Here is a 24,729-nt window from a genome sequence, read left to right as displayed (position 1 = left end):
CTAGTCCCCGGCCATCACGGTGAAGGTGAAGCCGGCGCTCGTCGTGCGGCGCAGCGGAATGTCGCACTTGATCCGGCGCAGTACCTCGGGCCGGCTGAGGCCGAGCCCGTGCGCGATGAGCCGTTCCGGGCGCACCGGTATCGGATCCTCGAAGACGACCTGCACCTGGACCGGCCACGCCTCGTCGAGCCGTGCCGGCGGGATGTCCAGCCGCCAGGCCCCCGTCCAGTCCAGGGTGAAGCGGTTGCGCCGGGCGAGCCACGGATCCAACAACCTGGCGGCCACCAGGTCCGGATCGTTGACGCCGTAGCCGTGCAGCTCGGCCGGATCGAAGGATCTGACCGACGTTCGCTCGTGCACGGTGAGCTTGCTCGTCCGATTGCAGGATACGCAGCGGACCAGCAGCCACACGTCCAGCAGCTTGCCGTTGGCGTTGACGCGGAACCTGCCCTCGCCGGTGGTGGCCGACTCCGAACGGCAGTCCACGCACCGCAACGAGAGGAGGGGCAGCCTGGTCCGACGAACGACCCAGGGCAGCACGATATGAGGTTGTGAAGACATGGTCTCTGATCTCTCTAGACCTGACACGAGGCCGATCAGGCGCGGCCTCGAACGCTGTTTGACCGGGCGCACATGGGCAGCCCGGCATAGCCGACGGGAGCGTCAGCTACGGGTGAGCGGAAAGGTGTCAGGTCTAAAGAGCAGGCGGGGTCACGCGGTTGTGTCCTCTGTCCTCACGGGGATGTGGTTGGAGGGCAACCTACGGGAACGCGGAAAGAAGGCTCAAACGGTTTTTGGCCGAGACATGGTCAGTGCCACCGGGACCCCTCCGACCAGAACCGTCAGGGCAGTATCTCGACGTATCCGTCGGTTCCGTGCACGCGGATCCGCTGCCCATCGGCGATCAGCCGGGTGGCATCGGCCACGCCGACGACGGCCGGCAGTCCGTACTCCCGTGCGATCACCGCGCCGTGAGTCATCAATCCTCCGACCTCCGTCACCAAGCCTGCGATGGCGACAAAGAGAGGCGTCCAGCTGGGGTCCGTGTGGGCCGTGACGAGGATGTCGCCCGGTTCGAGATCAGCCCGTGCCAGGTCCAGGATGACGCGGGCCCGCCCTTCGACGGTCCCGGCGGAGACCGGTAGGCCGATCAGCGCGCCGGCCGGCACGTCGTCGCGTTGGTACGCCCCGGCGATGCCCTCGCCATCCGACGTGAGCACCCGGGGCGGCGTGAGCGCCTGATACGACCTGAACGCGTCCCTGCGCCGCGCGATGAGCTGGTCATCCACCCGGTTCGTACGCACGACGTCGTGCAGTTCCTGGAACGTGAGGTAGAAGATGTCTTCCCTCTCACGAAGCGCGTGGGCCCGCACCAGGCGCTCGGCTTCTTCCCACAGGGCCTGCTTGTACACGAAGTAGCGGCTGACCATGCCGTACTTCGGATACTCCCGGTACCCGATGAAGGTCCGAACCCGGTCGATCATCCGCTTCGTCTCTTCGGCCTTGCGCTCCCCGTCCGGCAGGGCCCGCAAGCGTTCCAGCAGCTCCTGCTCCTTCTCCCAGGCCTCCTGCCGGCCTTGTTCGAAGCGCCGCTCGCCGGCTCCCGGCTCGAAGTTCCTGACGTTTCCGAGGATCATGGGCACGAGCGTGGAGGGGCGTTCACGCCAACGCGGCCGCGTGATGTCGATCTCGCCGACGCAGCGCATGCCGTACCTGTCGAGCCAGGCCTCGATGGCGTCTCGCGCTTCCCGCCCGCCCGCGAGCTTGGGCAGCTCGTCCAGGAAACCCTCGTCCTCGACCTGCTGCAGAAACGCCACCACGTCCGGATGTGGGCGGATCACGTCAGCGACACCCAGCAGCGCCAGCCCCATCTCCGACGTGACGTTGTGGGGCACGGACTGCGTGAGCGTGTCCGCCGCGTTCTTCTCGCCCAGCCACCCCTCCAGCTGCTCGTTGAGCCACCACGTGGCCTCCATCGCCGACATGAACACCTGATGGCTCCGCGGATCGAACAGGATCCGCCTCAGCTCCTGCATGTCCGCCCGGATGAAGTCGAGCAGCGCCTCACCGGACTTCGTCCGGATCTCGCTCTCCGAGGCGGCGACGGATGCCTCGCTGCGCCCGATCAGCTCGGTGACGATGGCCGGATCGGTCTCGATCGGGGCTGGCGCGCCGCCAACCAGTGGCCCGGGGGGACCCTCGTCAGGCAGCGGCCGGATGAAGTCGTCGCGCTTGAGGAGCGTCTGCAGCGCGTCCCCGGTCAGTGGATCGCCTCTTCCGACGAGCTCCAGGAAGCCGGCGCGGCTCGTCGGCGAGGCCAGCCGCTGGGTGACGTCGACGAACAGGCGGCCGCCGGCCTCGGCCATGGGCGCGGGAGTCGTCATCTGCCAGAAGGAGAGCCCCAGGGGCTTCATCGGGTCGGTCATCATCTGCTGATGGCCGACGGAGAGATAGACGTGGTTCTCCCGGTCGCCGGACTCGGGGACGGGGAACAGCGTGGTGATCGGCCGGCTCTGGACGATCTGGAAGCCGTCGTCGACCAGGCACCATTCGATGTCCTGGGGGCGGCCGAAGTGCGCTTCGAGCCGCCGGCCGAGCTGCGCGAGCCGCACGACCTGCGCATCCGTCAGCGCCGGCTGGTTCTGCCGCTCCGGGTCGATCGCCTGTTCCTGCGTCCCGCCCGTCGGCGAGGCCTGGATGGCGAGTTGCTTGGCGCCGACCGTCCTGGCGACGATCGCGCCGTCGCGAACCTTGTAGACGTCCGGGTTCACCAGGCCGGAGACCAGGGCCTCGCCGAGGCCGAAGCTGGCCTCCACGGAGGCGACCTTCCGGTTGCCCGTGACGGGGTCGGCGGTGAACAGGATGCCGGCCGCGTGCGGGAAGACCATCTGCTGTACGACCACAGCCATCTGGACCGTACGGTGGTCGATGCCGTTGCGCTGGCGGTAGGTCACCGCCCGCTCGGTGAACAGCGAGGCCCAGCACCGGCTGACGTGCTGGAGGATCGCCGCCGGCCCCACGACGTTCAGGTACGTGTCCTGTTGGCCGGCGAAGGAGGCCGTCGGCAGGTCCTCTGCCGTCGCGCTGGACCGGACGGCGTAGGCGGCTTGCTCGCCGAGCTGCGCGAGAGCGCGGTTGATCGCCGTCGCGAGCTCGCCCGGGATGGCGATCCCTTCGATGGTGCGGCGGATCTCCGCGCTGAGCGCGCGGATCGCCTCCCGGTCGTCCGGGTTCAGGCGCGACAGCTGATCGAGCCGATCGTCGATCGAGGGCGCTTCGGTCATGATCCGTCGGAAGGCGTCCGTGGTCACGCAGAAGCCAGGCGGCACGCGGACGCCGTCGATCCGCGACAGCGCCCCCAGGTGCGCCCCCTTGCCGCCGACGACCGCGACCTGCATCTCGTCAACCTCTTGAAGGCCCACCACGTACTGCTCGCTCATCGCGATACCTCCGGGGCAGCCGTGCGCCGTCGCCCTGCACTGGCCGATCGAATCATCGGCGCCTCCGTCTCTGGTTGCCCTGCCTCCGCCCAGTCACCGCGTCCCCGTAGGTCGACACCATCCGCACGTCGTGCCCCCGTGAATTCGTCCGCTCCTGGTCCGGCCGACGATTCTGCAACGCGACCCGGGTCTTGCGGCAAGCCCCCCAGTCTGCTGTATGTTCAAAGTGGCAGGGAGTAGATCTCCTTGCCTTCCTTTTTGGGTCGTCCGCCGCGGACTGACACCCTCCGATCCGACCTCCCGGAGGTCGGTCTCATGGGATCGGTCGCGGCGGAGCGGGTACGTCGGTCGCGGCGCTGGCGTAGCGGCGGGCCAGCTGCCCGAAGGCGTCCCTGAGCTCGGCCGGGCCGACGACCTCGATGTCGGCGTCGAACCTGCCGATGCTGGCGGCCAGGCCCGCCCAGGACCACGAGCCCAGGACGAGCCGGCAGCGGTTCGGGCCCAACTCCTCAACGACCCCGTCGCGGGTGTAGCGGGAGACGGCGGCGGCGGGCAGGTCGAGGATCACCTCGCCGCGGCAGGGCCCGTCGCCGGTGCCTTCGGAGCCCTGGAACCTGCTGGCCACGAAGGCGGCCACGTCGCCCCCGGGCAGCTCGCGCGGGGTGAAGCGGGGCCCGGTGGGGGTGCGCGGGGTGATCCGGTCGGCCCGGAAGGTGCGCCAGTCCTCGCGGTCGAGATCCCAGGCGACCAGGTACCAGCGCCCGCCCCAGGTGACGAGGTGATGGGGCTGCGCCCGCCGCGGCGGGCGCTGCGCGCCGTCGCCGGGCACTGCCGGTGGGGACGTCGGGGTGTAGTCGAAGCGCAGCACCTCGCGGGCGTGCACGGCGGCGCTGACTGCCATCAGCACGCCGCTGTCGACCTTCTGCTCCGGTCGGGTCGACCGCTCGACGGCAGTCACCTGCAGGGTGTCGATGCGGCGGCGCAGCCGCGCGGGCATGACCTGCCGGACGGTGTTCAGCGCCCGCACCGCGGCTTCCTCGATGCCGGCGCCGGTGGTGGTGGCGATCTGGAGTGCGATGGCCAGCGCGACGGCCTGCTCGTCGTCGAAGAGCAACGGAGGCAGGTCCTTGCCGGCGTTGAGCCGGTAGCCACCGTCGGGGCCCTTGACGGCCACGATGGGATAGCCCAGCTCCCGCAGGCGGTCGACGTCCCGGCGCACGGTGCGCGGGCTGATCCCCAGCCGCTCGGCCAGCAGCGCCCCCGGCCAGTCCCGGCGCGCCTGGAGCAGCGAGAGCAACGACAGCAGTCGCGCCGAGGTCTTCAACATGATTCCCATCCTGCCCCGAGTAGCGGCCACTTCCTGGCCGCTACTGCTGCGACTGTTGTCGCGTGCCAGTCGACGACCGCAACCCGAACGCCGTGACCGCCTCCACCCCGTCGACCCTCGACCGCACGACGAGCTGCTCCGGCATCAGCCGATGACCGTTCTCGACACCCGGGCGCTCAACCGCGCGACGCTCGCCCGACAGCTGCTGCTCGATCACGCCGACGTGCCGGTCCTCGACGCCGTCGCGCACCTCTGCGGTCTGCAGGCGCAGGAACCGCAGGAGCCGTTCGTCGGGCTCTGGTCCCGGCTGCGCGCGTTCGACCCGACGGTGCTCTCAGACCTGCTGACCCGGCGCAGTGTGGTGCGGACCCACCTGATGCGCCGTACCGTCCACCTGCTCACCGCCGACGACGCCCTGGCCTGGCGGGCCCGCCACGACACCATGCTGCGCCAACGGGTACTGGGGGCCTACCGCGACGAGCTCGCCGGGGTGGACCTCGACGAGCTGGCCGCGGCAGGCCGGGCGGTGCTGGCCGACGACGAGCCCCGCTCGATGACCGAGCTGGCGCGGGCGCTGGCCGAGCGTTGGCCGCAGCCGGGAGCGCGGGCGCTGGGCGAGATGCTGATCGCGGCCCTCGTCCCGACGGTGCAGCTGCCCCCGCGCGGGCTGTGGCGTACGTGGGGCGGAGTGCGCAACGTCCCGCTCTCCTCCTGGCTGGGGCGCGAGATCGACCCGCCGGCCCCGGAAGGCTCCGATCCGGTCGGCGAAGCGCTGGTGCGGCGCTATCTCGCCGCGTTCGGTCCCGCCGCCACGGCCGACCTGCGCGCCTGGTGCGGGCTCGCCGGACTGCCGGCCGCGGTGGCCGCGATCCGCCATGAGTTGGTCAGCTTCCGCGACGAACGAGGTCGGGTGTTGCTGGACCTCCCCGACGCGCCGCGCCCCGACCCCGACACCCCCGCCCCGGTACGGTTCCTGCCGGCGTTCGACAACGCGCTCCTCGGCTACCACGACCGCAGCCGGATCGTCGACGACGCCCACCGCGGCCTGTCAGTCGCCGGCGCGCGCGTTGTCCTGCTCGACGGCCGGGTCGCCGCGACCTGGACGGTGACGGCAGGCACCGTGACGGTCACGCCGCTGCGCCGCTTCACGCGAACCGACCGCACGGCGGTGGCCGAGCAGGGGCAGGCGCTGGCCTTCTTCCTCTCCGACAAGGACAGCGACCGCGTCGAGATCGCCGCGTCTCCCGGCTGAGCACTCGCCCGCGCAGTGCGGACCGGGGTCACCGCCGTGCCGCGGCCTCGGCGAGGGCGCGGCACGGCGGGTCGCGGTCAGGCCACGTCCGGCGAGCCGGTCTCCCTCAGCAGACCGCCGTCGAGCCGCAGCCACCGCTCCACCTTGATCTCGTGCAGGAACCGTTCGTCGTGGCTGACCACCACGAACGCCCCCCGGTACGCCCCGAGCGCACTCTCCAGCTGGGCCACGCTGACCAGGTCGAGGTTGTTGGTCGGCTCGTCGAGCAGCAGGAGCTGCGGCGCCGGCTCGGCGAAGAGCACGCAGGCCAGGGTGGCGCGCAGCCGCTCGCCGCCGGAGAGCACGCCGACGGGCAGGTGGGCGCGGGAGCCGCGGAACAGGAACCGGGCGAGCAGGTTCATCCGCTGCGCCTCGGGCATCGCCGGGGCGAACGCGGCGAGGTTCTCCGCCACGGTGCGGTCGAGGTCCAGCAGGTCCAGCCGCTGCGACAGGTACGCCACCCGTCCGTCGGCCCGCTTCAGCTGGCCGCCCTGCGGTTCCAGGTCGCCGTTCATCAACCGGAGCAGGCTGGACTTGCCGGCGCCGTTGGGGCCGGAGAGCGCGACCCGCTCCGGTCCCCGGATGGTCAGGTCGACGCCGTCGCCGCCGAAGAGCTCCCGCTCACCGTGGCGGATCCGCAGGCCCTCGCCGGCGAAGACCGTACGGCCGGCCGGGACGCTCGTCTCGGGCAGCTCGATGGCGATCTTCTGCTCCTCGCGCAGGGCCCGGCTCGCGTCGTCGAGCCGGGCCCGGGCGTCGCTCACCCGGGCGGCGTGCGTCTCGCGGGCCTTGCCCGCCGACTCCTGCGCGCCTCGCTTCATCGTCCCGGCGAAGATCTTCGGCAGGCCGGCGTTCTTCAGGTTGCGGGAGGCGTTGCTGGCCCGGCGCTCCGCCCGCTCGCGAGCCTGCTGCATCTCCCGCTTCTCCCGCTTGACCTCCTGCTCGGCGTTGCGGACGTTCTTCTCGGCGACCTCCTGCGCGGCGCGGGTGGCCTCCGAGTACGCGGTGAAGTTCCCGCCGTACAGGTGCAGCTCGCCGCGGTCGAGTTCGGCGATGCGCTCCATCCGGTCCAGCAGCGCGCGGTCGTGGCTGACGAGCAGCAGACACCCGCGCCACTCCTCCAGTACGCCGTAGAGCCGGTGCCGGGCGTCGACGTCGAGGTTGTTGGTCGGCTCGTCGAGCAGCAGCACGTCGGGGCGCTTCAGCAACTGGGCGGCGAGGCCGAGCGAGACCACCTGCCCACCGCTGAGCGTGTGCAGGCGCCGGGTGAGGGGGACCTCGCCCAGGCCGAGCCGGTCCAGCTCGGCGCGGGTGCGTTCCTCGATGTCCCAGTCGTTGCCGATGGTGGTGAAGTGCTCCTCGCTGGCGTCGCCGGCCTCGATGGCGTGCAACGCCTCGATCAGCGGGGCGATGCCCAGGACCTCGGCCACGGTCAGGCCGCCGGAGAGCGGCAGGGTCTGCGGGAGGTAGCCGAGCACGCCCTGGACGGACACGCTGCCGCTGGTGGGCTGGTACTCGCCGGCGATGAGCTTGAGCAGCGTGCTCTTGCCCGCGCCGTTCGGGGCGACCAGGCCGGTGCGGCCCTCGCCCACGGTGAAGGAGAGCTCCTCGAAGACCGGGGTGTCGTCCGGCCAGGAGAAGGAGAGGTTCGAGCAGATGATGGATGCGTTGGACATGCCACAGGCCTCAGGAGGTGGTGGGCGCGCCACAGCGGCCGCCCAGCGGGTGGAAAGAGACGACGGAATGGCCACGGCGGCTGCGCTGTCGCGCGCCGGCCGGCGGCCGCGCATGTCCGGTATCACCCGGAGATGTCGTCGTCACCCACCATGTCTGGTCCCCCTGGTCCCGATCTTCGCTGTCCCCACGATAACAGCCGGCGGCGTCGCGGGAAGGCGGGCTCAGCCGTCGGCGTCGGCCCGACGTACGTGGCGGTGCCCGTCGCGCGGGAACGGTGGCTGGGCGGGCAGCACCTCCTGGAACCGGAAGCCGGTCTTCTCGGCCACCCGGCAGGAGGCGGGATTGTCCACCTGGTGCAGCAGCTCCAGCCGGCTCAGCCCACCGTCGGCGAAGCGGGCGAACGCCCAGCGGCTGACCGCGTCCAGCGCCCGGCCGGCGACGCCCCGCCCGCGCGCCGGCGCGGCTGTCCAGTAGCCGACCTCGGCGTCCGGGCGTCCCGGGGTGACCCGCTTGAGCACCACATTCGCCACCAGGCGCTCGCCGATTCCGGGGTCCGGTTCCAGAACGGCAAAGCTGAACTGGTCGCCGTCGCGCCAGCCCTGCCGCATCCGGGCCAGCCACCGGTCTGCCTCGACGGTGGTGGTGACCGGCAACCGGGTCCACTGCCGCAGCACCGGATCCTGGTAAGCGGCCAGCAGCGCGTCCCGGTCGTCGTCGCGCCAGGCGCGCAGGATCAGCTCGGGCGCGGACCGGGTCGCCGGCGCCCGCAGGATGATCGACACGTTCTCCAGTGTGCCTGCTGGCGGGTCGCCGCTGCTGCCCGCTTCGGCCTGCCGTGGGCCGGTCCGCGGGCGAGGCGTGACGGCCGGAGGTCGAGCTCCGGGCTCAGGCCGCGGTGCGGCGACGCCAGGGCAGCCAGGCCCGGCGGGGCGTACTGGCCGAGCCGGTGGCCGGTTGGGGCGTCGGTCGCGCGGCGGCGGCCTGGCGCTCGTCGCGCCAGCGGCGGACCACCTCGTCGACGTTGACCGGACGCACCACCACCTTGGGGCCGGTCGGCATCCGCAGCCACGCCATGACCTCGGTGTTCAGCACGGCGCAGAAGGCTCGCACGGCCTGCTCGGTGGGCAGGTCGCGCACGTCGTGCGGCACCCGCTCGATCTTGCGACGCAGCTGCAGCGGGATCGGGAGCAGCAGCTCGCTGGGAAGCTTCTCCCGCTCCATAAAGCTCTTGATCCACCACGACTCGTCGTAGGGCTGGTTCCGGCCGGGGATCGGCTTACCCGCGCCGGGCAGGTTGTCGAACTCGCCGCGCTCCTGGGCGGAGCGGATCTGCGCCTCCACCGTGGCTTCCCACATGTTCGTCATCCGGCGGCACCTCCCTGACACACGGTAACGCGATCGGCCTCGCGGCCGTTCCCGCATCCGGGCCGGTCAGACGGCGGCCGTCGGGCTGATCCCGCGCATGGCCGCGACCGCGAGATCGAGCCCGACCCGGTAGTAGTGCGCCGGGTCGGCGCAGTAGGCCAGGGTGTCGGCGGCGGCGACGACATTCGGGTAGCGGCGGGCGGGAAGCCCGGCGATGGCGGCCCGGCGGGCGGCGATGGCCTCCTCGGGGCTCTCCTGATCGGGTTGCGGGTCCACCCGCGGCTCCGCGGTGACCAGCGCCACCAGTGCGCAGATGCTCTGCCGGCCGACCTCGGCCGCCTGCGGCACGTCGAATCCGCCCTCGCGTAGCAGCGCGAGGCAGCGTTCCGCCAGGACGAGACCCGGGGTCGAGGTGAGGATCCGAGGCAGGGTGAGTCGGGCCACGCTCGGGTGCGGGCGCAGGGCGTCGAGGAACGCCGTCAGCACCGACCGCATCTGCTCGTGCCAGGGGCGCTCGTCCGGCTCGGGGAGAACGACGTCCGCGAGCAGCCGGTCGGCGAGCGCGTTGAGCAGGTCGTCCTTGTCGGTGAAGTGGCGGTAGAGCGCCATCGGGGTGACCTGGTGCTCCTGGGCGAGGCGGCGGATGGTGACCGCGTCGAGCCCCTCCGCGTCCGCGACGGCGAGGGCGCTGGTCACGATCTTCTCCGGGTCGAGGCCCCGGGGCGCCCTTGTGTTCTGCCTCATGCTCGCCACCCGGCCAGTGTACTACGTACACATCCCGGTATACGTTGTAGATGTACGGCGTAGATCAAATCCGTGTACCGGCTAGCCATCCCGAGGTAGGTAATGCGACGCAGCCCCTGGGCCACCCTGCTCGTACTGGCACTCGCCCAGTTCGTCGTGGTGCTCGACGTGACGATCGTGAATGTCGCGCTCCCGGACATCCAGGCCGACCTGAACTTCTCCCCCGACAACCTGCAATGGGTGATCAGCGGATACACCCTGCTCTTCGGCGGCTTCCTGCTGCTCGGCGGGCGGGCCGCCGACCTGCTCGGCCCACGACGGGTCTTCATCGCCGGGCTCGCCCTGTTCGGCGTGACCTCGCTCGCCGCCGGCCTCGCCACCGACCCGGGCCTGCTCATCGCCGCCCGGGCCGTACAGGGCCTCGGTGGCGCGCTGCTCTCACCCGCGGCGCTCGCGATCCTCACCGTCACCTTCGCCCACGGGCGGGAACGCAACATCGCGATGGGTGTCTGGGGTGGCCTCGCCGGGCTCGGCGGCACGCTGGGCGTGGTCGCCGGTGGCGTCCTCGTCGGCTCGTTGAGCTGGCGCTGGGTCTTCTTCGTCAACGTGCCGATCGTGATCGCCCTGATCGCCGTCGTGCCGGCCGTCGTACGCCGCATCGAGGCTCACCGTGACGGCGCCCGCACCTTCGATCTCGTCGGTGCCGTGCTGAGCACCGTCGGCCTGCTGCTCCTCGCCTTCGGCGTGGTACGCGCCGAGTCCAGCGGATGGGGCTCGTTCCAGGTGTCGGGCAGTCTGATCGGCGGGATCGTACTGCTGGTCGCGTTCGCAGTGGTCGAGGCGCGCTCCCCGGCGCCGCTGGTACCCCTGCAGCTGTTCCGCTCGCGCGCGCTGAGCGTGTCCGGCGGCTCGCTCGCCCTCAACGGCGCCGCCTTCCTGTCGATGTTCTTCCTGACCGCGATCTACCTGCAGCAGGTGCGGGGCGACTCCGCATTGGAGGCCGGCGTGCACTTCCTGCCGATGGGTGTCGCCGCGATCGTCGGCGCGGTCGTCGCGAGCGCCCTGGTCTCCCGGATCGGCACCCGGACGATGCAGCTGGTCGGCACGGCCCTCAGCGTCGCCGGGCTGCTGTTCCTCTCCCAGGCCGGTGCCGACGGCGGCTACGCGAACGAGTTGCTGCCCGGGCTGCTGCTGTTCGGTTTCGGCATCATGTGGGTCGGCGTACCGGCCCAGATCGCCGCGGTCTCCGACGTCGTGCACCACCACGCCGGCGCCGCGTCGGGCGTGGTGAACGCCGTCTACCAGGTCGGCGGGGCGCTGGGGTTGGCGGTCGTGACCACCATGTCGGTCACCCGGGTCACCGACGCGGTCACCGACGGAGCGTCGCAGCAGGCGGCCCTGGTCGAGGGCTTCCACCGAGGACTGCTGGTCGCCGCCGCGTTCGCCCTCGCGAACCTGGTCGTGACGCTCGGCGCCCCGCAGCTACGACCGAGCGCCGACGAGGTCGCCGAGGCCTCCGTCGCGGCCTGACCGCAGGCTGTCAACGCCGCCGACGCGGCGCTGCCCCGAGCCCGAGCCGCTCCCCCGGTGGCGCGGCTCGGGGCTACCCGCCCCAGGTCGGTTGTCGGACGCTTCCCGCAGGCCACGGAGTCGTCGGTGGCTCTCGGTCGGGACCGACGCGACGCGTAGCGTCGGTCCCGACGGTCGACAACGGGGGGTTCTGGCCATGGTCGGTACGGGTGCGCTGGTCGGCATGGTGCTGGTGGCGCTGGGTCTGGTGCTCACACCCGGCCCGAACATGGTCTACCTGGTGTCCCGATCGGTGACCCAGGGCCGCCGGGCCGGGCTGATCTCGCTGCTCGGGGTGGCTGCCGGCTTCGGGGTCTACCTGACGGCCGCGGTCGCCGGGCTGGCCACCGTGTTCGTCCTGGTGCCGGCGCTGTACACGGCGGTGAAGCTGGCCGGCGCGGCGTACCTGCTCTGGCTGGCCTGGAGGACGCTGCGCCCCGGCGGGCAGTCACCCTTCAACCCGGCTCCGCTGCCACCCGACGGGCCCCGGCGGCTGTTCACCATGGGCCTGGTCACCAACCTGCTCAACCCGAAGATCGCGATCCTCTACGTGTCGCTGCTGCCCCAGTTCGTCGACCCGCAGCGCGGGCACGTCGCCGCGCAGAGCCTGCTGCTCGGCCTGACCCAGATCGCCGTGGCGCTGACCGTCAACGCGCTGATCGTGCTGAGCGCCGGCACGCTCGCCGCGTTCTTCGCCCGCCGCCCGCTCTGGCTGCGGGTGCAGCGCTGGGTGATGGGCAGCGTGCTGGGCGCCCTGGCGGTACGCATCGCCGCCGACCGGTCCCGCGCCGCGGTCGCCACGCCCTGAGCTGCCGCGCGTCGCGCGCCGCGCTCGGCCGCTGCCTGGTTGGTCAGCCCGCGGCGTCGCGGTGGCGGCGGAGCATCCCGGCGGCCAGCGGCGCGGCGTCCAGGTCGCCGGCGGTGATCCGCGCGGCCACGGTACGGCGTACCAGCCGATCGGCCAGCCCGGGGGCGTGCCGGGCGAGCGCCAACTCCAGTCGGCCCCTGGTGGTGGTGGGCAGGTCACGTGGCGCCCGGCGGGCGGTGGCGGCACGCTGGATGGCCTTGACCACGCCCTGCACCGGCTCCGGGCGGGACACACCCTGCAGCGACAGCCCGGCTATGGCGGTGCTGTCGTGGATCGGCGACTCCACCATGCTCGGGTAGACGACGCTCACCCCGACGTGGGTGCCGACCTCGTTACGAGCTGGGCCGTCCCGGCCTGACCACGGTGCTGGTCGGGGCGTTCGTCGCGCCGGCGTTGCTGGTCACCCCGGGGTGGCTGGCGGTGGCCCGTCGGGTCGGCAAGCAGCGGGCGCTACTGGCCGCGCAGGGCGCGTTCGCGGTCGGCTCGCTGGTGCTCGCGCTGGGCCGCCCGGCCGGCCTGCCGGTGCTGGTGGCCGCGGTGGCGGTGCTCGGTGTCGCGTTCGCCAGCATGCAGCTGCTGCCGTTCTCGATGGTGCCGGACGTGATCCGGGCCGCCGGCACCGTCGGCGCGGGCACCTACACCGGGGTCTGGACGGCCACCGAGGCCACCGGCGCGGCGCTCGGCCCGTACGCCTACGCCCTGTGCCTGGCCGGCGGCGGTTTCGTCGCCTCCGCGGGGGGCGAGACGGTCGTCCAGCCGGACTCGGCGTTGGCCGCCGTGCGCTACGGCTTCGGTCTGCTGCCGGCCGCGGTGATGCTCGCCGCGCTGCTGCTGCAACGCAGGTACACCCTGGACCGGGCCGCCCGCGCCGGGAACTGAGCCTCGCCTCCCGAGGCGCCCGACCGTCGACCCCGCGCGGCCCTGGTCGCCCCGGCGGCCGCCGCGAGATGGCCGGCCCGCGCGCCACTAGACTTCAGCCTCGATGGACGCCCAGCCCACCCCCACCGACACCCGCCCCTGCGCCCACTGTGGACGGCCGGTGCCGCAGCGCGTCGGCGCGGGCCGGCCGTTCCGCTACTGCCGGGACAACGACGGCGACTGCCAGCGCGCCTCCCGCAACAGCCGGCTGCGCCACCGCAACGCCCCCGGCCTGCCCGGACAGGTGGCCCGCACCTGGGAGGCGGTGGACCGGCTCGACCAGATCGTGGCGTCGCTGTCCGAGGCGCTGCACGCCGAACTCTCCCCGGCCGGGGTGGAGCGGCAGCTCGCCGAGGCCCGCGCCACGGCGGCCACCACCGTGGCCGCCGCGCAGGCCGGGCGGGACGAGGCGCGCCGCGACGCCGAGGACGCCGAGGCGGCCGCGGCGCAGGCCCGGGAAGCGGCCCGCGCTGCGCAGGCCGAGGTCGACGAGGCCCGCACGGCGGCCGACCGCGCGGCTGAGCAGGCCGGCCGCGACGCCGAGCGCGCGCGGCAGGCCGAAGCGGCCCGCGACGAGGCGCGGCACACGGCCAGCGCCGCCGAGGCGCTGCGGGTGCAGGCCGAGCGGGACCGCGACGCGGCCCGGCAGGAGCTGCGGACCGTGCGCACGGAGCGCGACGCCGAGCGACGCCGGGTGAGCGACCTCGCCGCCGAACGGGACAGCGCCCGCGCCGACGCCGAACGGGCCACCCGCACCGCCGCCGAGGCCGCCGCACGCGCCGAGCGGTGGCAGGGCGAGGTCGAGGACGTCCGCCGGCAGATCGAACAGGCACGTACCGACGCCGCCCGGGCCCGCGCCGGCGCGGCCGACGCCGTGCGGGCCCGCGAGCAGGCCGACCGGGCACGGGACCGGGCCGACGCCGACGCCCGCGCCGCCGACGCGGCGCGGCAGGAGGCGCACGCGGCGGCCGTCCAGCTCCGGTCCGAGCTGGCCGCCGCCGCCGCGCAACGCGACGCGCTCGCCGGCGAGTTGGCCGCCGCCCGGCAGGCCACGGCGACCGCCGAGAACCGGCTCGCCGAGCTGACCGTACGGCTGGGCGCCGCCGAGTCCGACCGGGACCTCGCCCAGCAGCGGGTCGCCCAGCTCGCGGGCCAGGTCAGCGACCTCGCCGCGGCGCTGGCCCGGCTGGGTACCGGCCCCGCTCCGGGCGCCGGGGCCGACGTTCCGGTGGGCTGAGCAACCGGCTGCGTCCATGCCTGGTCACCCTCCGTTCATCAACCGTCCATTCAGATATTTACTGGTGGCGATTATCGGGAGGGCGCCGCCGGCAACCTCCCCTAGCATCGGCCTTGACCGATACGGCTTCAACGTGTTCACGGGGGGACGCACGTGCCGGCCAGGCCGAACGAGTACGTCTTCGCTGCCTCTTTCGCCCAGGAATGGATCTGGCTGGCCAGCCAGATCGGGACCGACGCTTCGGCGTACAACCTTCGCGCACCCGTCCTGCTGCCGCCCGGCACCGACGCCGAGGTGCTGCGCGCCGCGCTCACCGAGCTGACCCGCCGGCACGAGCCGTTGCGCACCGCGCTGCGACCCGGCGACAGCGGGCTCACCCAGGTGGTCCGCGCCGAGGTGCCGATCCACGTCGAGGAGAGCGACCTTCGCGGGCTTCCCGAGGCGGCCCGCGCCGCCCGGCTGGCCGAGCTCACCGCCGCCGACCTGGCCGCACCGTTCCCGCTGGACGACGCGCCGCTGTGGCGGGCCCGGCTGGTGCACCGCCCGGAGCGCCCCGCGCTGCTCTTCACCGCGCACCACACGATCTTCGACGGCAGCTCGACGCCGATCCTCATCGCCGAGATCGAGGAGCTGTGCCGGGCGACGCTGGAGCGACGTGCTCCGCACCTGCCCGCCCTCGACATCCAGTACGCGGACTGGGCGGTCTGGCAGCGCGAGCAGGCCGACAGCGCCGCCGCGACGGCCGAGCTGGCGTACTGGCGGCAACGGCTCACCGACGTGCCGCCGGTGCACGGGCTGCTGCCCGACCGGCCGCGCACCGCCTCGGCCGCCCGGCCCGGCGCAGAGGTCACCTTCCCGGTGCCCGCCGGGCTGCGCGACGCGGTGGCCGAGGTCGGTCGCGGGCACGGCGCGAGCAGCGCCATGGTGCTGCTCGCCGGCTACGCCGCGCTGCTGCACCGGCTCACCGGTGACACCGTGCTGCTCGTCGGGCTGCCGGTGGCCGGGCGGAACCGCCCGGAACTCGCCCCGATGATCGGCATGTTCGTGAACACCCTGGTGCTCCGGCTCGACGTCGGCGACGACCCGAGCTTCGGCGCGCTGCTCGGCCGCGTCCGGGAGACCATGCTCGCCGCCTGGGAACACCAGGATGTGCCGCTCCCCCGCCTCGTCGAGGTGCTCAACCCGCCCCGGCTGCCCGGGGTGCAGCCGCTCTACCAGCTCGGCTTCAACTACCTCGGCGAGGTGGGGTTGAGCACCAGCAACGGGGTGGCCCGCGAGGAGCTGCTGCTGGAGGTCGGCGACTCCACCGGTCGGCTGGAATACCGCAGCGACCTCTTCGACGCCGGCACCGCCGAGCGGATCGTCGAGCGCTACCTGATCCTGCTGCGCGCCGGGCTGGCCGAGCCGCAGCGGCCCCTGTCGGCGCTGCCCCTGCTGCCCGAGGCCGAGCGGGAGCTGCTCGTCACCGGCTGGGCCGCCGGTCCGCCCGCCGCGCCGGCCGACCGCACCGTGGTCGACCTGATCCGCGCCCACGCCGCCGCCACCCCAGACGCGGTCGCGATCCGCGACGCCGGCCGGTCGCTGACCTACCGGCAGCTCGACGAGCGCTCCGCCCGGCTGGCCGCCCGGCTACGGGCCGCCGGCGCCGGGCCAGAACGTCTCGTCGGGGTGGCGCTGCCGCGCGGCGCCGACGTGGTGGTCGCGATGCTGGCGGTGCTGCGCGCCGGCGCCGCGTACGTGCCACTGGACCCGGGATATCCGCCGCGGCGGCTGGCCGACCTGATGGCCGACAGCGCCGCCGAGGTGGTGCTGACCTCCGCCGCGGTGGCCGACACGCTGCCCGCCGGGGCGTACCGGGTGCTGCGGGTGGACGACCCCGACGCCGGCCCGGCCCCCGGCGACCGCGAGCCGACCCCGGTGCCCGCGGGCGGCCTGGCCTACGTGCTGCACACCTCCGGCTCCACCGGCCGACCCAAGGGCGCGATGATCGAACACCGGTCCCTCGCCGCGCACGCCACCTGGTTCGCCGACCGGCACGGCATCACCCCCGCCGACCGGCTGCTGGTCCTCGCCTCGCCCAGCTTCGACCTGTTCGGCCAGGAGGTCTATCCGGCGCTGGTCGCCGGCGCCACCCTGGTGATCGCCCCACCGGCGGGCGCGCTCGACCCGGACGCGGTGCTCGACACCGTCCGGGCCGAACGGGTCACCCTGCTCTCCTGCGTGCCGACGGTGCTGCGGCACCTGGTCGCCCACCCCGGCCTCGCCGCCGCCGACGAGCTGCGGCAGGTCGTCTGCATCGGCGAGCAACTCGACGGCGACGTCGCCGCCGGCCTCGCCGCGATCCACCAGGTGCCGTTGCACAACCTCTACGGGCCCACCGAGACGACCATCGCCGTGTCCGCATACACCGTGCGTCCCGGCGCCGCCCGGCCCGGTCCGGTGCCGATCGGCGTGCCGATGCCCGGCGCCCAGCTGTACGTCCTCGACGAGCGCGGCGAGCCGGCGCCGGTCGGCGTGCCCGGCCACCTGCACGTCGGTGGCGGCCCGGTCGGCCGCGGCTACCTGCGCCGCCCCGCGGAGACCGCCGCGGCGTTCGTGCCCGACCCGTTCGGGCCGCCCGGCGCCCGGCTCTACCGCACCGGCGACCGCTGCCGGTGGCGCGCAGACGGAGCGCTGGAGTTCCTCGAACGCCTCGACCGGCAGGTGAAGGTCAACGGCGCCCGGGTGGAACTCGGCGAGATCGAGACCGCGCTGCGCGCCCAGCCCGGCGTCCGGCAGGCCGCGGTGGCGGTACGCCCCGACGGACACGGCGGGCAGCGGCTGGTCGGCTACCTCACCGGCCACGTCGACGCGGCGGCGCTGCGGGCCGCGCTGCGCGACGTGCTGCCGCCGCACCTGGTGCCGACCGCCTTCGTCGCGCTCGACGCACTGCCGCTGATGCCCAGCGGCAAGCTCGACGTCGCGGCGCTGCCCGAACCGACCGACGCCGGGGACGCGCCGGGGTCCTTCACCGCCCCGCGCACCGGGGCGGAGGAGCTGGTCGCGGCGGCCTGGACCGAGGTGCTCGGAATCGACCGGATCGACGTGCACGACAACTTCTTCGACCAGGGTGGGCACTCGCTGCTGGCCAGCCGTGCCGTCACCCGACTCGGCGTCCTGCTGGACCTGGACGTACCGATCCACCTGCTGTTCGCCAACCCGACGGTCGCCGAACTGGCCGTCGAGGTGGAGCGGCTGCTCATCGCCCGGCTCGACGAGCTCTCCGAGGACGAGGCCGCCGCGCTCCTCGCCACGCTGGAAAGGTAGACCCCTCATGTCCGTAGCCCCGGAGTCGGCGGCCCCGGAGATGCCCCTCTCCGCCACCAAGCAGGCCCTGCTGCAACGGCTGCTGCGCCAACCGGCCGGCGCCTCCGCCGGCAGCCTCGACCGGGCGCCCGCCGACGCGCCCCGGACCCTGTCGTACGCCCAGGAGCGGCTCTGGTTCATGGACCAGTTCGCGCCGGGCGCCACCGCCTACCACGTGCCGGTGGCGGTGTGGCTCGACGGTGACCTCGACCCCGACGCGCTGCGCGACGCGCTCGCCGACGTGACCGCCCGGCAGGAGAGCCTGCGGATGCGGTTCCCGGCCACCGACGGCGGCCAGCCGAGCGTGCTGGTCGCCGAGCCGGGGCCGGTGCCGCTGGAGCAACGGACGGTCACCGCCGACGACCCGGACGACGCCCGCCGGGAGGCCCTGGATCTGGCCCGGGAGCAGGCGGCGGTCCCCTTCGACCTCGCGACCGGCCCCCTGCTGCGGGCCCTGCTCGTCGACTACGGCGACCAGCGTCGGCTGCTGTCGCTGGTGACCCACCACATCGTCAGCGACGGCTGGTCCATCGACGTGCTCGTCGGTGACCTGCTCACCGCCTACCGGGCCCGCCGGGACGGGACGGCGCCGGACTGGCCGCCGCTGCCGGTCGGCTACGGCGACTACGCCTACTGGCAGCGGCACCGGTCCGGCACGGACCGTGGGCTCGCCCACTGGACGCAGCAACTGGCCGACGTGCCCGCGCTGGAGCTGGCGACGGACCGGCCGCGCCCGCCGACGCAGCGCTTCGACGGCGCCACGCACCGCTTCGAGGTGGACGCCGCGCTCACCGACGCGGTCACCGCGCTGGCCCGGCGGCACGACGCGACCCTCTACATGATCCTGCTCGCGGCCTACCAGGTGCTCCTCGCCGGGCACGCCGACCAGCGCGACTTCGCCGTCGGCTCACCGGTGGCCGGGCGGGGCCGCCCCGAGTTGGAGGGCCTGGTCGGCATGTTCGTCAACATGCTGCCGCTGCGGGCCCAGCTCGACCCGGACGAGTCGTTCGGCGACCTGCTCACCCGCACCCGTCAGCGGGTGCTGGACGGCCTGACCCACCAGGAGGTCCAGTTCGAGCAGCTGGTGGCGGAGCTGGACGTGGCCCGCGACGTCAGCCGGTCGCCGCTGTTCCAGGTCACCTTCGCGCTGCAGAACTACCAGATGCGCGACCATGGCGCCGCCGGCGCCGGGCCGGCCGTGCACTGGGAGGTCCTCGACCTGGCGGCCACCCGCTTCGACCTGGAGCTGCTGGTCGTGCAGACCCGCGCCGGCGAGCTGTGGTGCGAGTTCACCTACAACAGCGTGCTGTTCGACGCCGCCACCGTCGGCCGGATCGGCGAGCGGTTCGTACGGTTGGTGCGCACCGTGGTCGCGCACGCCGACGCGCCGCTGCGCGGCGTGGACCTGCTCACCGACGCCGAACGCACGCAGGTGCTCGACGACTGGGGCCGGCGGGTCGCCCGGTTCCCGGTCCAGCGGACGCTGCACTCGCTCTTCGAGGAGCAGGCGGCGCGCCGCCCCGACGCGGTCGCCCTGGTGCACGGCGACGAGCAGCTCAGCTACGCCGAGCTGGACGCCCGCGCCGAGCGCCTCGCCGGGCGGCTGCGCCGTCTCGGGGTCCGCCCCGGCACCCTGGTCGCGCTGCACCTGCGGCCCGGTGCGGGCACTGTGACGGCGATCCTCGGCGTGCTGAAGGCCGGCGGGGCGTACGTGCCGCTGAACCTGGCCTACCCGCGCGAACGTCTCGAGTTCATCCTCGCCGACACCGCTGCGCCCGTGCTGGTCACCGACGAGAGCTCCCCCGCCGAACTGCCGACGTACGACGGTCGGGTGCTGTGGCTGGACGCGCCGCAGGACGACCCGGCTCCGGCGTCGGCGGACCCGCACCGCCCGGTCGGCCCCGCCGACCTGGCCTACGTCATCTACACCTCCGGCTCCACCGGCCGACCCAAGGGTGTGCTGGTGGAGCACCGGCAGGTGGTGCGGCTGCTCACCGCCGCCGAGGCGCACTTCGACTTCGGCGTCGACGACGTCTGGGCCCTGCTGCACTCCTACGCGTTCGACTTCTCGGTGTGGGAGATGTGGGGGGCGCTGGCCTCCGGCGGGCGGCTGGTCGTGGTGCCGCCGGACGCGGTCCGTGACCAGGAGCGGCTGCTGGACGTGCTGGCCGAGCAGCGGGTCACGGTGCTCAACCAGACCCCGGCGGCGTTCCGTGCGCTGCGCGCCACGCTCACCGAGACCGAGCGGTCCTTCGCCGAGCTGTCGGTGCGGACCATCGTCTTCGGCGGTGACGCGCTCTATGTGCGCGAGCTGCGGCACTGGTTCAGCCGCTACGGCGACAGCGCCCCGGTGCTGGTCAACATGTACGGCATCACCGAGACCACGGTGCACGTCACCGCGCAGCGGCTACGCCGCGCCGACGTGCGCCGGGGCGCCGCCTCACCGATCGGGCGGCCGCTGGACGACCTGCGCGCGTACGTGCTGGACGGGCACCTCAACCCGGTGCCGGTCGGGGTTCCCGGTGAGCTCTTCGTCGCCGGTGAGGGGCTGGCCCGCGGCTACCTGAACCGGGCCGGGCTGACCGCCGAGCGGTTCCTGCCGGAGCCGTTCAGCGGCGAGCCCGGCGCCCGGATGTACCGCACCGGCGACCGGGTGCGCTGGTGCGCCGACGGGACGTTGGAGTACCTCGGCCGCGTCGACCGCCAGGTGAAGATCCGCGGCTACCGCATCGAGCTGGGCGAGATCGAGGCCACCCTGCAACGCCACCCCGACCTGCGGGCCTGCGCGGTCGTCGTGCAGCCGGACGGCACCGGCGACCGGCGACTGGCGGCCTACGTGGTGCCGGCCGACGACGCGCACCGGCCCACCCCCGCGCAGCTGCGCGAACACCTCGGGCGCAGCCTCGCCGACTACCTGGTGCCGGCCGCGTTCGTGCTGCTCGACGCGTTGCCGCTGACCCCGAACGGCAAGCTGGACCACCGGGCGCTGCCCGATCCGGACCTGACCCAGCAGGAGACCGAACGGGAGTTCGCCGCGCCGGGCACCGCCAACGAGCGGCTCATCGCCGAGGTGTGGACCGAGCTGCTGCCGGTGCAGCGGGTCGGCATCGACGACGACTTCTTCCTCCTCGGCGGGCACTCGCTGCTGGCCGCGCAGGCCGTCACCCGGATCCGGCGCGCCCTGGCCACCGGCGGCGGCACCGGCGCGGTGTCCCTGATGGACCTGTTCCGCTGCCGCACCGTACGCGAACTGGCCCGGCTGCTCGACGAACCGGCCACCGACGACCAGCCGGCCCGGCTGCTGCACGAGCTGACCCGCCCGGTGCCCGACGCCGGGCACGTCCGCTCGCTGGTCTGCGTCCCGTACGGCGGCGGCAGCGCGGCGGTCTACCAGGCCCTGGCCGACGCGATGCCGCCCGGGCACCGGCTCTACTCGGCGGCGATCCACAACCAGGAGGCCGGCGGCACCGAGGACACGCTGCCCTTCGGCGACCTGGTCGACGCCGCGGTCACCGAGATCCTGCGGGACATTCCCGGCCCGCTGGTGCTCTACGGGCACTGCGGCATCGGCAGCGCCCTCGTGGTCGAGGTGGCCCGCCGCCTGCAGGCCGCCGAGCGTCCGGTCGAGGCGGTGTACGTGGGCGGCATCTTCCCGTTCGCCCGCCCGCGCGGCGTGCTGTCGCGGCTGTCCCGGCTGGCCGAGCTGGAACGCTTCCGCAGCAACCGCACGTTCATCAACCGCCTCGTCGGCCGGGGCGTCGACATCGAGGAGCTGGGCCTCGACGAGGTCGACCGGGTGATCCGCAACATGCGCCACGACACCCGCAGCGCCGAGGACTACTACAGCGGCCTGCTCGACAGCCGGATCGACCGCATCGACGCGCCGGTCATCTCGGTGATCGGCGAGCAGGACCCGGCCACCGACTACTACGAGGAACGCTTCCGGGAGTGGGACTTCCTCTCCGACACCTGCGCGCTGGTGGTGCTGGACGAGGGCGGGCACTACTTCAACCGGTACCGGGCCGCCGAGCTGGCCGAGGTCGTCACCCGTACCCACGTGGCGCTGGCCGACGACGACGCCGCCGCGCTGACCCGCGCGGCCCGCGGACCGGACAGCGACTGGTGGCTGCACGGCGTGCACCGGGCCGGCGCGCAACCCGATCCGGCCGCGGCATCCGGCGGCGACCGGCCACCGGGCGGGGACCCGCCGCCGCGCCGCCGCCCCGCCGAGCCGAGCATGCCCCGGTTCCTCGGGGTGGCCACCGGGCAGATGGTCTCGCTGATCGGCTCGGCGTTCACCCAGTGGGCCATCCCGATCTGGATCTACCTGAGCACCGGCTCGGTCATGCAGCTGGCGCTCTTCGTGACGTTGGCCCTGGTGCCCGGCCTGGTGATCGCCCCGCTCGCCGGCGCGGTCGTGGACCGTTCGCACCGCAAGCGGGTGCTGATCGCCGGTGACGTCGCCGCCTGGGCCACCCAGTTGGCTCTCGGGGTGCTGCTGTGGACCGACGCCCTGCAGATCTGGCACATCTACGGCCTGATGGTCGGCCTGTCGGTGGCCACCGCGTTCCAACGCCTCGCCTACGTCGCCTCCGTCCCGCAGCTGGCACCGAAGCGCTACCTGCGGCACGCCATCGGTGTCGTCGAGATGGTCAACGGCGCGGGGACGCTCTTCGTGCCCCTGTTCGCCGCCGGCATGCTCGCCACCGTCGGGCTGGACGGCATCCTCGTCATCGACATCGCCACCTACGCGGTCGCGGTGCTGGTCACCGCGTCGATCCGCTGGCCGGCCCGGTTGGGCTGGCACCGGCGGGAGACCCTGACCGCGGAGATCGCCAACGGCTTCCGCTTCTCCTGGGGCCACCGGCACTTCCGGGCGATGCTGCTCTTCTTCCTGGTGCTCAACGTGTTCCTGGCGCCCCCGCTGATCCTGCTGAGCCCGCTGGTGCTCTCGTTCGGCGCGCTGGCCGACGCAGCCCAGGTCTCCTTCGTCTCGGGGCTGGGTGCGACGCTGGCCGGGCTGGCGGTGGCCCTGTGGGGCGGGCCGTCGCGGCGGCCGATGCACGGCGTGCTGCTGGCCATCCTCGCCATGGCGGTGGCCTGCCTGGTGATCGCGGCCCGCCCCGACCCGCTGCTGGTCGCCGTCGGCGCGTTCGGCCTCACCGCCGGGTTGACCCTGACCACCGGCATCTACCGGGCGATCGTCCAGGTGAAGATCCCCCAGCGCTACCACGGTCGGGCCGCCGCGCTGAACCAGATGATCTCCTGGTCGACGTTGCCGCTGGGCTTCGCGGTGGTGGCGCCCGCCGCGACCGCGCTCTTCGAGCCGATGCTGATGCCCGACGGTCGACTCGCCGGCAGCGTCGGGCGGCTGATCGGGGTGGGTGAGGGACGCGGCATCGCGTTCGTCTTCCTGCTGTGCGGGCTGATCATCGCGGTGCTGGTGGCGGTGGCCGCGCGGATCCGGGCGATCGCCCGGTTCGACACCGAAGCCCCGGACGCGATCGCCGACGACCTGGTGGGGGTGGAGTCGCTGCGGCACCGGCGGGAGCCGGTGGGGCCCGGTCCGGTGGTGCCGTCCCGGCCGCGCGCCGCCGCGGAGCGGGCGGCATGAGCCTCCCGGATACCTCGCCCGCGGTGGCGACCACCGGCCCGGTCGACATCGACGTGATCATCTGCGCCACCGACCGTCGCCGGGTGCTCGGCCACCGCCTGGGTGCCGAGGTGACGCTGCCCCGACTGCGGCTGACCGAGGCGTGGCCGCCGCCGAGCAGCCAACTGCCCGCCGCGATCGCCGCCGAGACCGGCCTGCGGGTGGCGCTGCTCGAACCGCTGGACAGCACCCTGTTCGTGGCCGAGCCGCTCGACGGGGAACCGTCGCCCGGGTACGCCTGGCACGACGTGGCCGCGTTCGACGGCGGCCCGGTGCAAGCCTGGTGCCGCCGGCGCGCACCGGAGCAGACGCCACCCTGGTACCGGGCGGGCTGGTTGGCCGCCGCCACCGACTGGTGCGACACGGCGCTGGCCGAGCGGGGCGTACGCCGCACCGGGCCGGCGGCCCAGATCCGGCACTGGACGACCTCGACGGTGCTGCGGGTGCCGACCACCGACGGGGCGGTGTTCCTCAAGGCCTCCCTGCCGCACCTGGCCGCCGAGCCGCGGGTGGTCGCCGAACTCGCCCGGTGGTGGCCGCACGCGGTGCCCGACGTGCTGGCCCACTCGAGCGCGCACGGCTGGTGGCTGAGTGCCGACTTCGGGGCCCAGCCGCCGGCCCGCGACGGCTCCGCCGCGCTGCGCACCCTGGCCGAGATGCAGACCGCCACCATCGAGCGCACCGACTCGTTGCGGGCCGCCGGCGCCCCGCTGTCGACGTTGGACGACCTGGCCGCCCGGGTGCCCACGCTGACCCGCCGGAGCGAGCTGTGGGACGCCGCCCGCGCCGGCGCGGACCGGGCCGCCCTGACCGGCGTGGCGATGTGGTTGCAGGACCGCTGCGCCGAGCTGGACGAGTTCGAGCTGCCGCTGACCCTGGCCCACGGCGACCTGCACCCGGGCAACGTGGCCGACCGCGCGGACGGGCCGCTTCTCTTCGACTGGAGCTTCGCCCGCGTCGCACACCCGCTGCTGGACCTGGGCGGGTGGCTGCACGCGGCGCCCGAGCCGCTGGCGCGCCGGCAGGTCAGCGCCTACCTCGACGGGTGGCGCCACCTCGCCGCCCCCGCTGAGCTGCGGGAGGCGTGGCAGGTCGCCAAGCCGGTCGCCGCCCTGGCCGAGCTGGCGAAGTTCGCCGACCTGATCGACGCGACGCCCGGGTACGAGTTCGACCACCTGCCGATGGCTGGCCGGTGGGCGCGGCGGATCCTCGACGCGGTGGCCGGACGCGACGCCCACCTGACCGGCTGGCTCGACCCGCACCCCGGCTGAGCGTCGGCAGTCTCACGAGGCGGT

16 protein-coding genes are annotated in these 24,729 nt (G+C 73.7%); 8 read left to right on the top strand and 8 right to left on the bottom strand.

What is annotated here, in order from left to right:
• The 3 genes from AB0C04_RS24700 to AB0C04_RS24690 form a co-directional block, all read right to left on the bottom strand.
• On the bottom strand, window positions 1-486 hold the full coding sequence (locus AB0C04_RS24700; protein ID WP_357058483.1) for a DUF1062 domain-containing protein: 486 nt from the start codon (window positions 484-486) through the stop codon (window positions 1-3).
• A gap of 356 nt (window positions 487-842) precedes the next feature.
• Complete coding sequence (rph, locus tag AB0C04_RS24695) at window positions 843-3,440, bottom strand: rifamycin-inactivating phosphotransferase (protein WP_357058481.1); 2,598 nt, start codon at window positions 3,438-3,440, stop codon at window positions 843-845.
• A 313-nt stretch (window positions 3,441-3,753) separates the two neighbouring features.
• Entirely contained in the window at window positions 3,754-4,767 is a 1,014-nt protein-coding gene (locus AB0C04_RS24690) for a WYL domain-containing protein (protein WP_357058479.1), read from the bottom strand.
• A gap of 151 nt (window positions 4,768-4,918) precedes the next feature.
• Here AB0C04_RS24690 and AB0C04_RS24685 point away from each other — a divergent pair, with 151 nt between their 5' ends.
• Window positions 4,919-6,019 (top strand): winged helix DNA-binding domain-containing protein, encoded by a 1,101-nt coding sequence (locus tag AB0C04_RS24685; protein WP_357058477.1) that lies wholly within the window; start codon window positions 4,919-4,921, stop codon window positions 6,017-6,019.
• Between the two features lie 77 nt (window positions 6,020-6,096).
• Here the strand turns inward: AB0C04_RS24685 and abc-f are convergent, their stop codons facing one another.
• The 4 genes from abc-f to AB0C04_RS24665 form a co-directional block, all read right to left on the bottom strand.
• A complete protein-coding gene (gene abc-f / locus AB0C04_RS24680; protein ID WP_357058475.1) occupies window positions 6,097-7,734 on the bottom strand; it encodes a ribosomal protection-like ABC-F family protein in 1,638 nt (545 codons plus the stop codon).
• A 222-nt stretch (window positions 7,735-7,956) separates the two neighbouring features.
• The gene (locus AB0C04_RS24675) at window positions 7,957-8,517 is read right to left on the bottom strand and encodes a GNAT family N-acetyltransferase (RefSeq protein ID WP_357058473.1); all 561 of its coding nucleotides are present in this window, start codon (window positions 8,515-8,517) and stop codon (window positions 7,957-7,959) included.
• A gap of 103 nt (window positions 8,518-8,620) precedes the next feature.
• Complete coding sequence (locus tag AB0C04_RS24670) at window positions 8,621-9,100, bottom strand: DUF1992 domain-containing protein (RefSeq protein ID WP_357058470.1); 480 nt, start codon at window positions 9,098-9,100, stop codon at window positions 8,621-8,623.
• Window positions 9,101-9,166: 66 nt separating this feature from the next.
• Entirely contained in the window at window positions 9,167-9,844 is a 678-nt protein-coding gene (locus AB0C04_RS24665; protein ID WP_357058732.1) for a TetR family transcriptional regulator, read from the bottom strand.
• A 102-nt stretch (window positions 9,845-9,946) separates the two neighbouring features.
• On the opposite strand from AB0C04_RS24665, the gene AB0C04_RS24660 reads away from it, so the two are divergent.
• Together AB0C04_RS24660 and AB0C04_RS24655 are read left to right on the top strand one after the other, a co-directional pair.
• A complete protein-coding gene (locus tag AB0C04_RS24660) occupies window positions 9,947-11,374 on the top strand; it encodes a DHA2 family efflux MFS transporter permease subunit (protein ID WP_357058468.1) in 1,428 nt (475 codons plus the stop codon).
• Between the two features lie 196 nt (window positions 11,375-11,570).
• Window positions 11,571-12,221, top strand: coding sequence for a LysE family translocator (locus AB0C04_RS24655; RefSeq protein ID WP_357058466.1), 651 nt, complete (start codon window positions 11,571-11,573; stop codon window positions 12,219-12,221).
• Between the two features lie 43 nt (window positions 12,222-12,264).
• Here the strand turns inward: AB0C04_RS24655 and AB0C04_RS24650 are convergent, their stop codons facing one another.
• Window positions 12,265-12,591 carry a hypothetical protein gene (locus AB0C04_RS24650; RefSeq protein WP_357058464.1) on the bottom strand — a complete coding sequence of 109 codons (327 nt, stop codon included), beginning with the start codon at window positions 12,589-12,591 and terminating at the stop codon, window positions 12,265-12,267.
• A 53-nt stretch (window positions 12,592-12,644) separates the two neighbouring features.
• On the opposite strand from AB0C04_RS24650, the gene AB0C04_RS24645 reads away from it, so the two are divergent.
• The 5 genes from AB0C04_RS24645 (at window position 12,645) to AB0C04_RS24625 (ending at window position 24,705) form a co-directional block, all read left to right on the top strand.
• Complete coding sequence (locus AB0C04_RS24645) at window positions 12,645-13,160, top strand: MFS transporter (RefSeq protein ID WP_357058461.1); 516 nt, start codon at window positions 12,645-12,647, stop codon at window positions 13,158-13,160.
• A gap of 103 nt (window positions 13,161-13,263) precedes the next feature.
• On the top strand, window positions 13,264-14,436 hold the full coding sequence (locus AB0C04_RS24640; protein ID WP_357058459.1) for a hypothetical protein: 1,173 nt from the start codon (window positions 13,264-13,266) through the stop codon (window positions 14,434-14,436).
• 153 nt (window positions 14,437-14,589) lie between these two features.
• Complete coding sequence (locus tag AB0C04_RS24635) at window positions 14,590-17,742, top strand: amino acid adenylation domain-containing protein (RefSeq protein WP_357058457.1); 3,153 nt, start codon at window positions 14,590-14,592, stop codon at window positions 17,740-17,742.
• Between the two features lie 7 nt (window positions 17,743-17,749).
• Complete coding sequence (locus tag AB0C04_RS24630; RefSeq protein ID WP_357058455.1) at window positions 17,750-23,395, top strand: amino acid adenylation domain-containing protein; 5,646 nt, start codon at window positions 17,750-17,752, stop codon at window positions 23,393-23,395.
• On the top strand, window positions 23,392-24,705 hold the full coding sequence (locus tag AB0C04_RS24625) for a phosphotransferase (protein WP_357058453.1): 1,314 nt from the start codon (window positions 23,392-23,394) through the stop codon (window positions 24,703-24,705). The genes AB0C04_RS24630 and AB0C04_RS24625 overlap by 4 nt, the downstream gene beginning before the upstream one ends.
• Window positions 24,706-24,729: the final 24 nt, after the last annotated feature.

The sequence above is a fragment of the Micromonospora sp. NPDC048909 genome (assembly GCF_040649635.1).
In the GTDB taxonomy this organism is placed as follows: domain Bacteria; phylum Actinomycetota; class Actinomycetes; order Mycobacteriales; family Micromonosporaceae; genus Micromonospora.
Note: the sequence above shows the minus strand (reverse complement) of the source record. Positions and strands in the feature narration are given on the sequence as shown.

Bases quoted from the DNA above. Each gene is read 5' to 3' on its own strand.
- AB0C04_RS24685 (WP_357058477.1), top strand. From the start codon at position 4,919: ATGACCGTTCTCGACACCCGGGCGCTCAACCGCGCGACGCTCGCCCGA.
- AB0C04_RS24690 (WP_357058479.1), bottom strand. From the start codon at position 4,767: ATGTTGAAGACCTCGGCGCGACTGCTGTCGTTGCTCTCGCTGCTCCAG.
- AB0C04_RS24625 (WP_357058453.1), top strand. From the start codon at position 23,392: ATGAGCCTCCCGGATACCTCGCCCGCGGTGGCGACCACCGGCCCGGTC.
- AB0C04_RS24655 (WP_357058466.1), top strand. From the start codon at position 11,571: ATGGTCGGTACGGGTGCGCTGGTCGGCATGGTGCTGGTGGCGCTGGGT.
- AB0C04_RS24670 (WP_357058470.1), bottom strand. From the start codon at position 9,100: ATGACGAACATGTGGGAAGCCACGGTGGAGGCGCAGATCCGCTCCGCC.
- AB0C04_RS24660 (WP_357058468.1), top strand. From the start codon at position 9,947: ATGCGACGCAGCCCCTGGGCCACCCTGCTCGTACTGGCACTCGCCCAG.
- AB0C04_RS24665 (WP_357058732.1), bottom strand. From the start codon at position 9,844: ATGAGGCAGAACACAAGGGCGCCCCGGGGCCTCGACCCGGAGAAGATC.
- abc-f (WP_357058475.1), bottom strand. From the start codon at position 7,734: ATGTCCAACGCATCCATCATCTGCTCGAACCTCTCCTTCTCCTGGCCG.
- AB0C04_RS24640 (WP_357058459.1), top strand. From the start codon at position 13,264: ATGGACGCCCAGCCCACCCCCACCGACACCCGCCCCTGCGCCCACTGT.
- AB0C04_RS24630 (WP_357058455.1), top strand. From the start codon at position 17,750: ATGTCCGTAGCCCCGGAGTCGGCGGCCCCGGAGATGCCCCTCTCCGCC.
- rph (WP_357058481.1), bottom strand. From the start codon at position 3,440: ATGAGCGAGCAGTACGTGGTGGGCCTTCAAGAGGTTGACGAGATGCAG.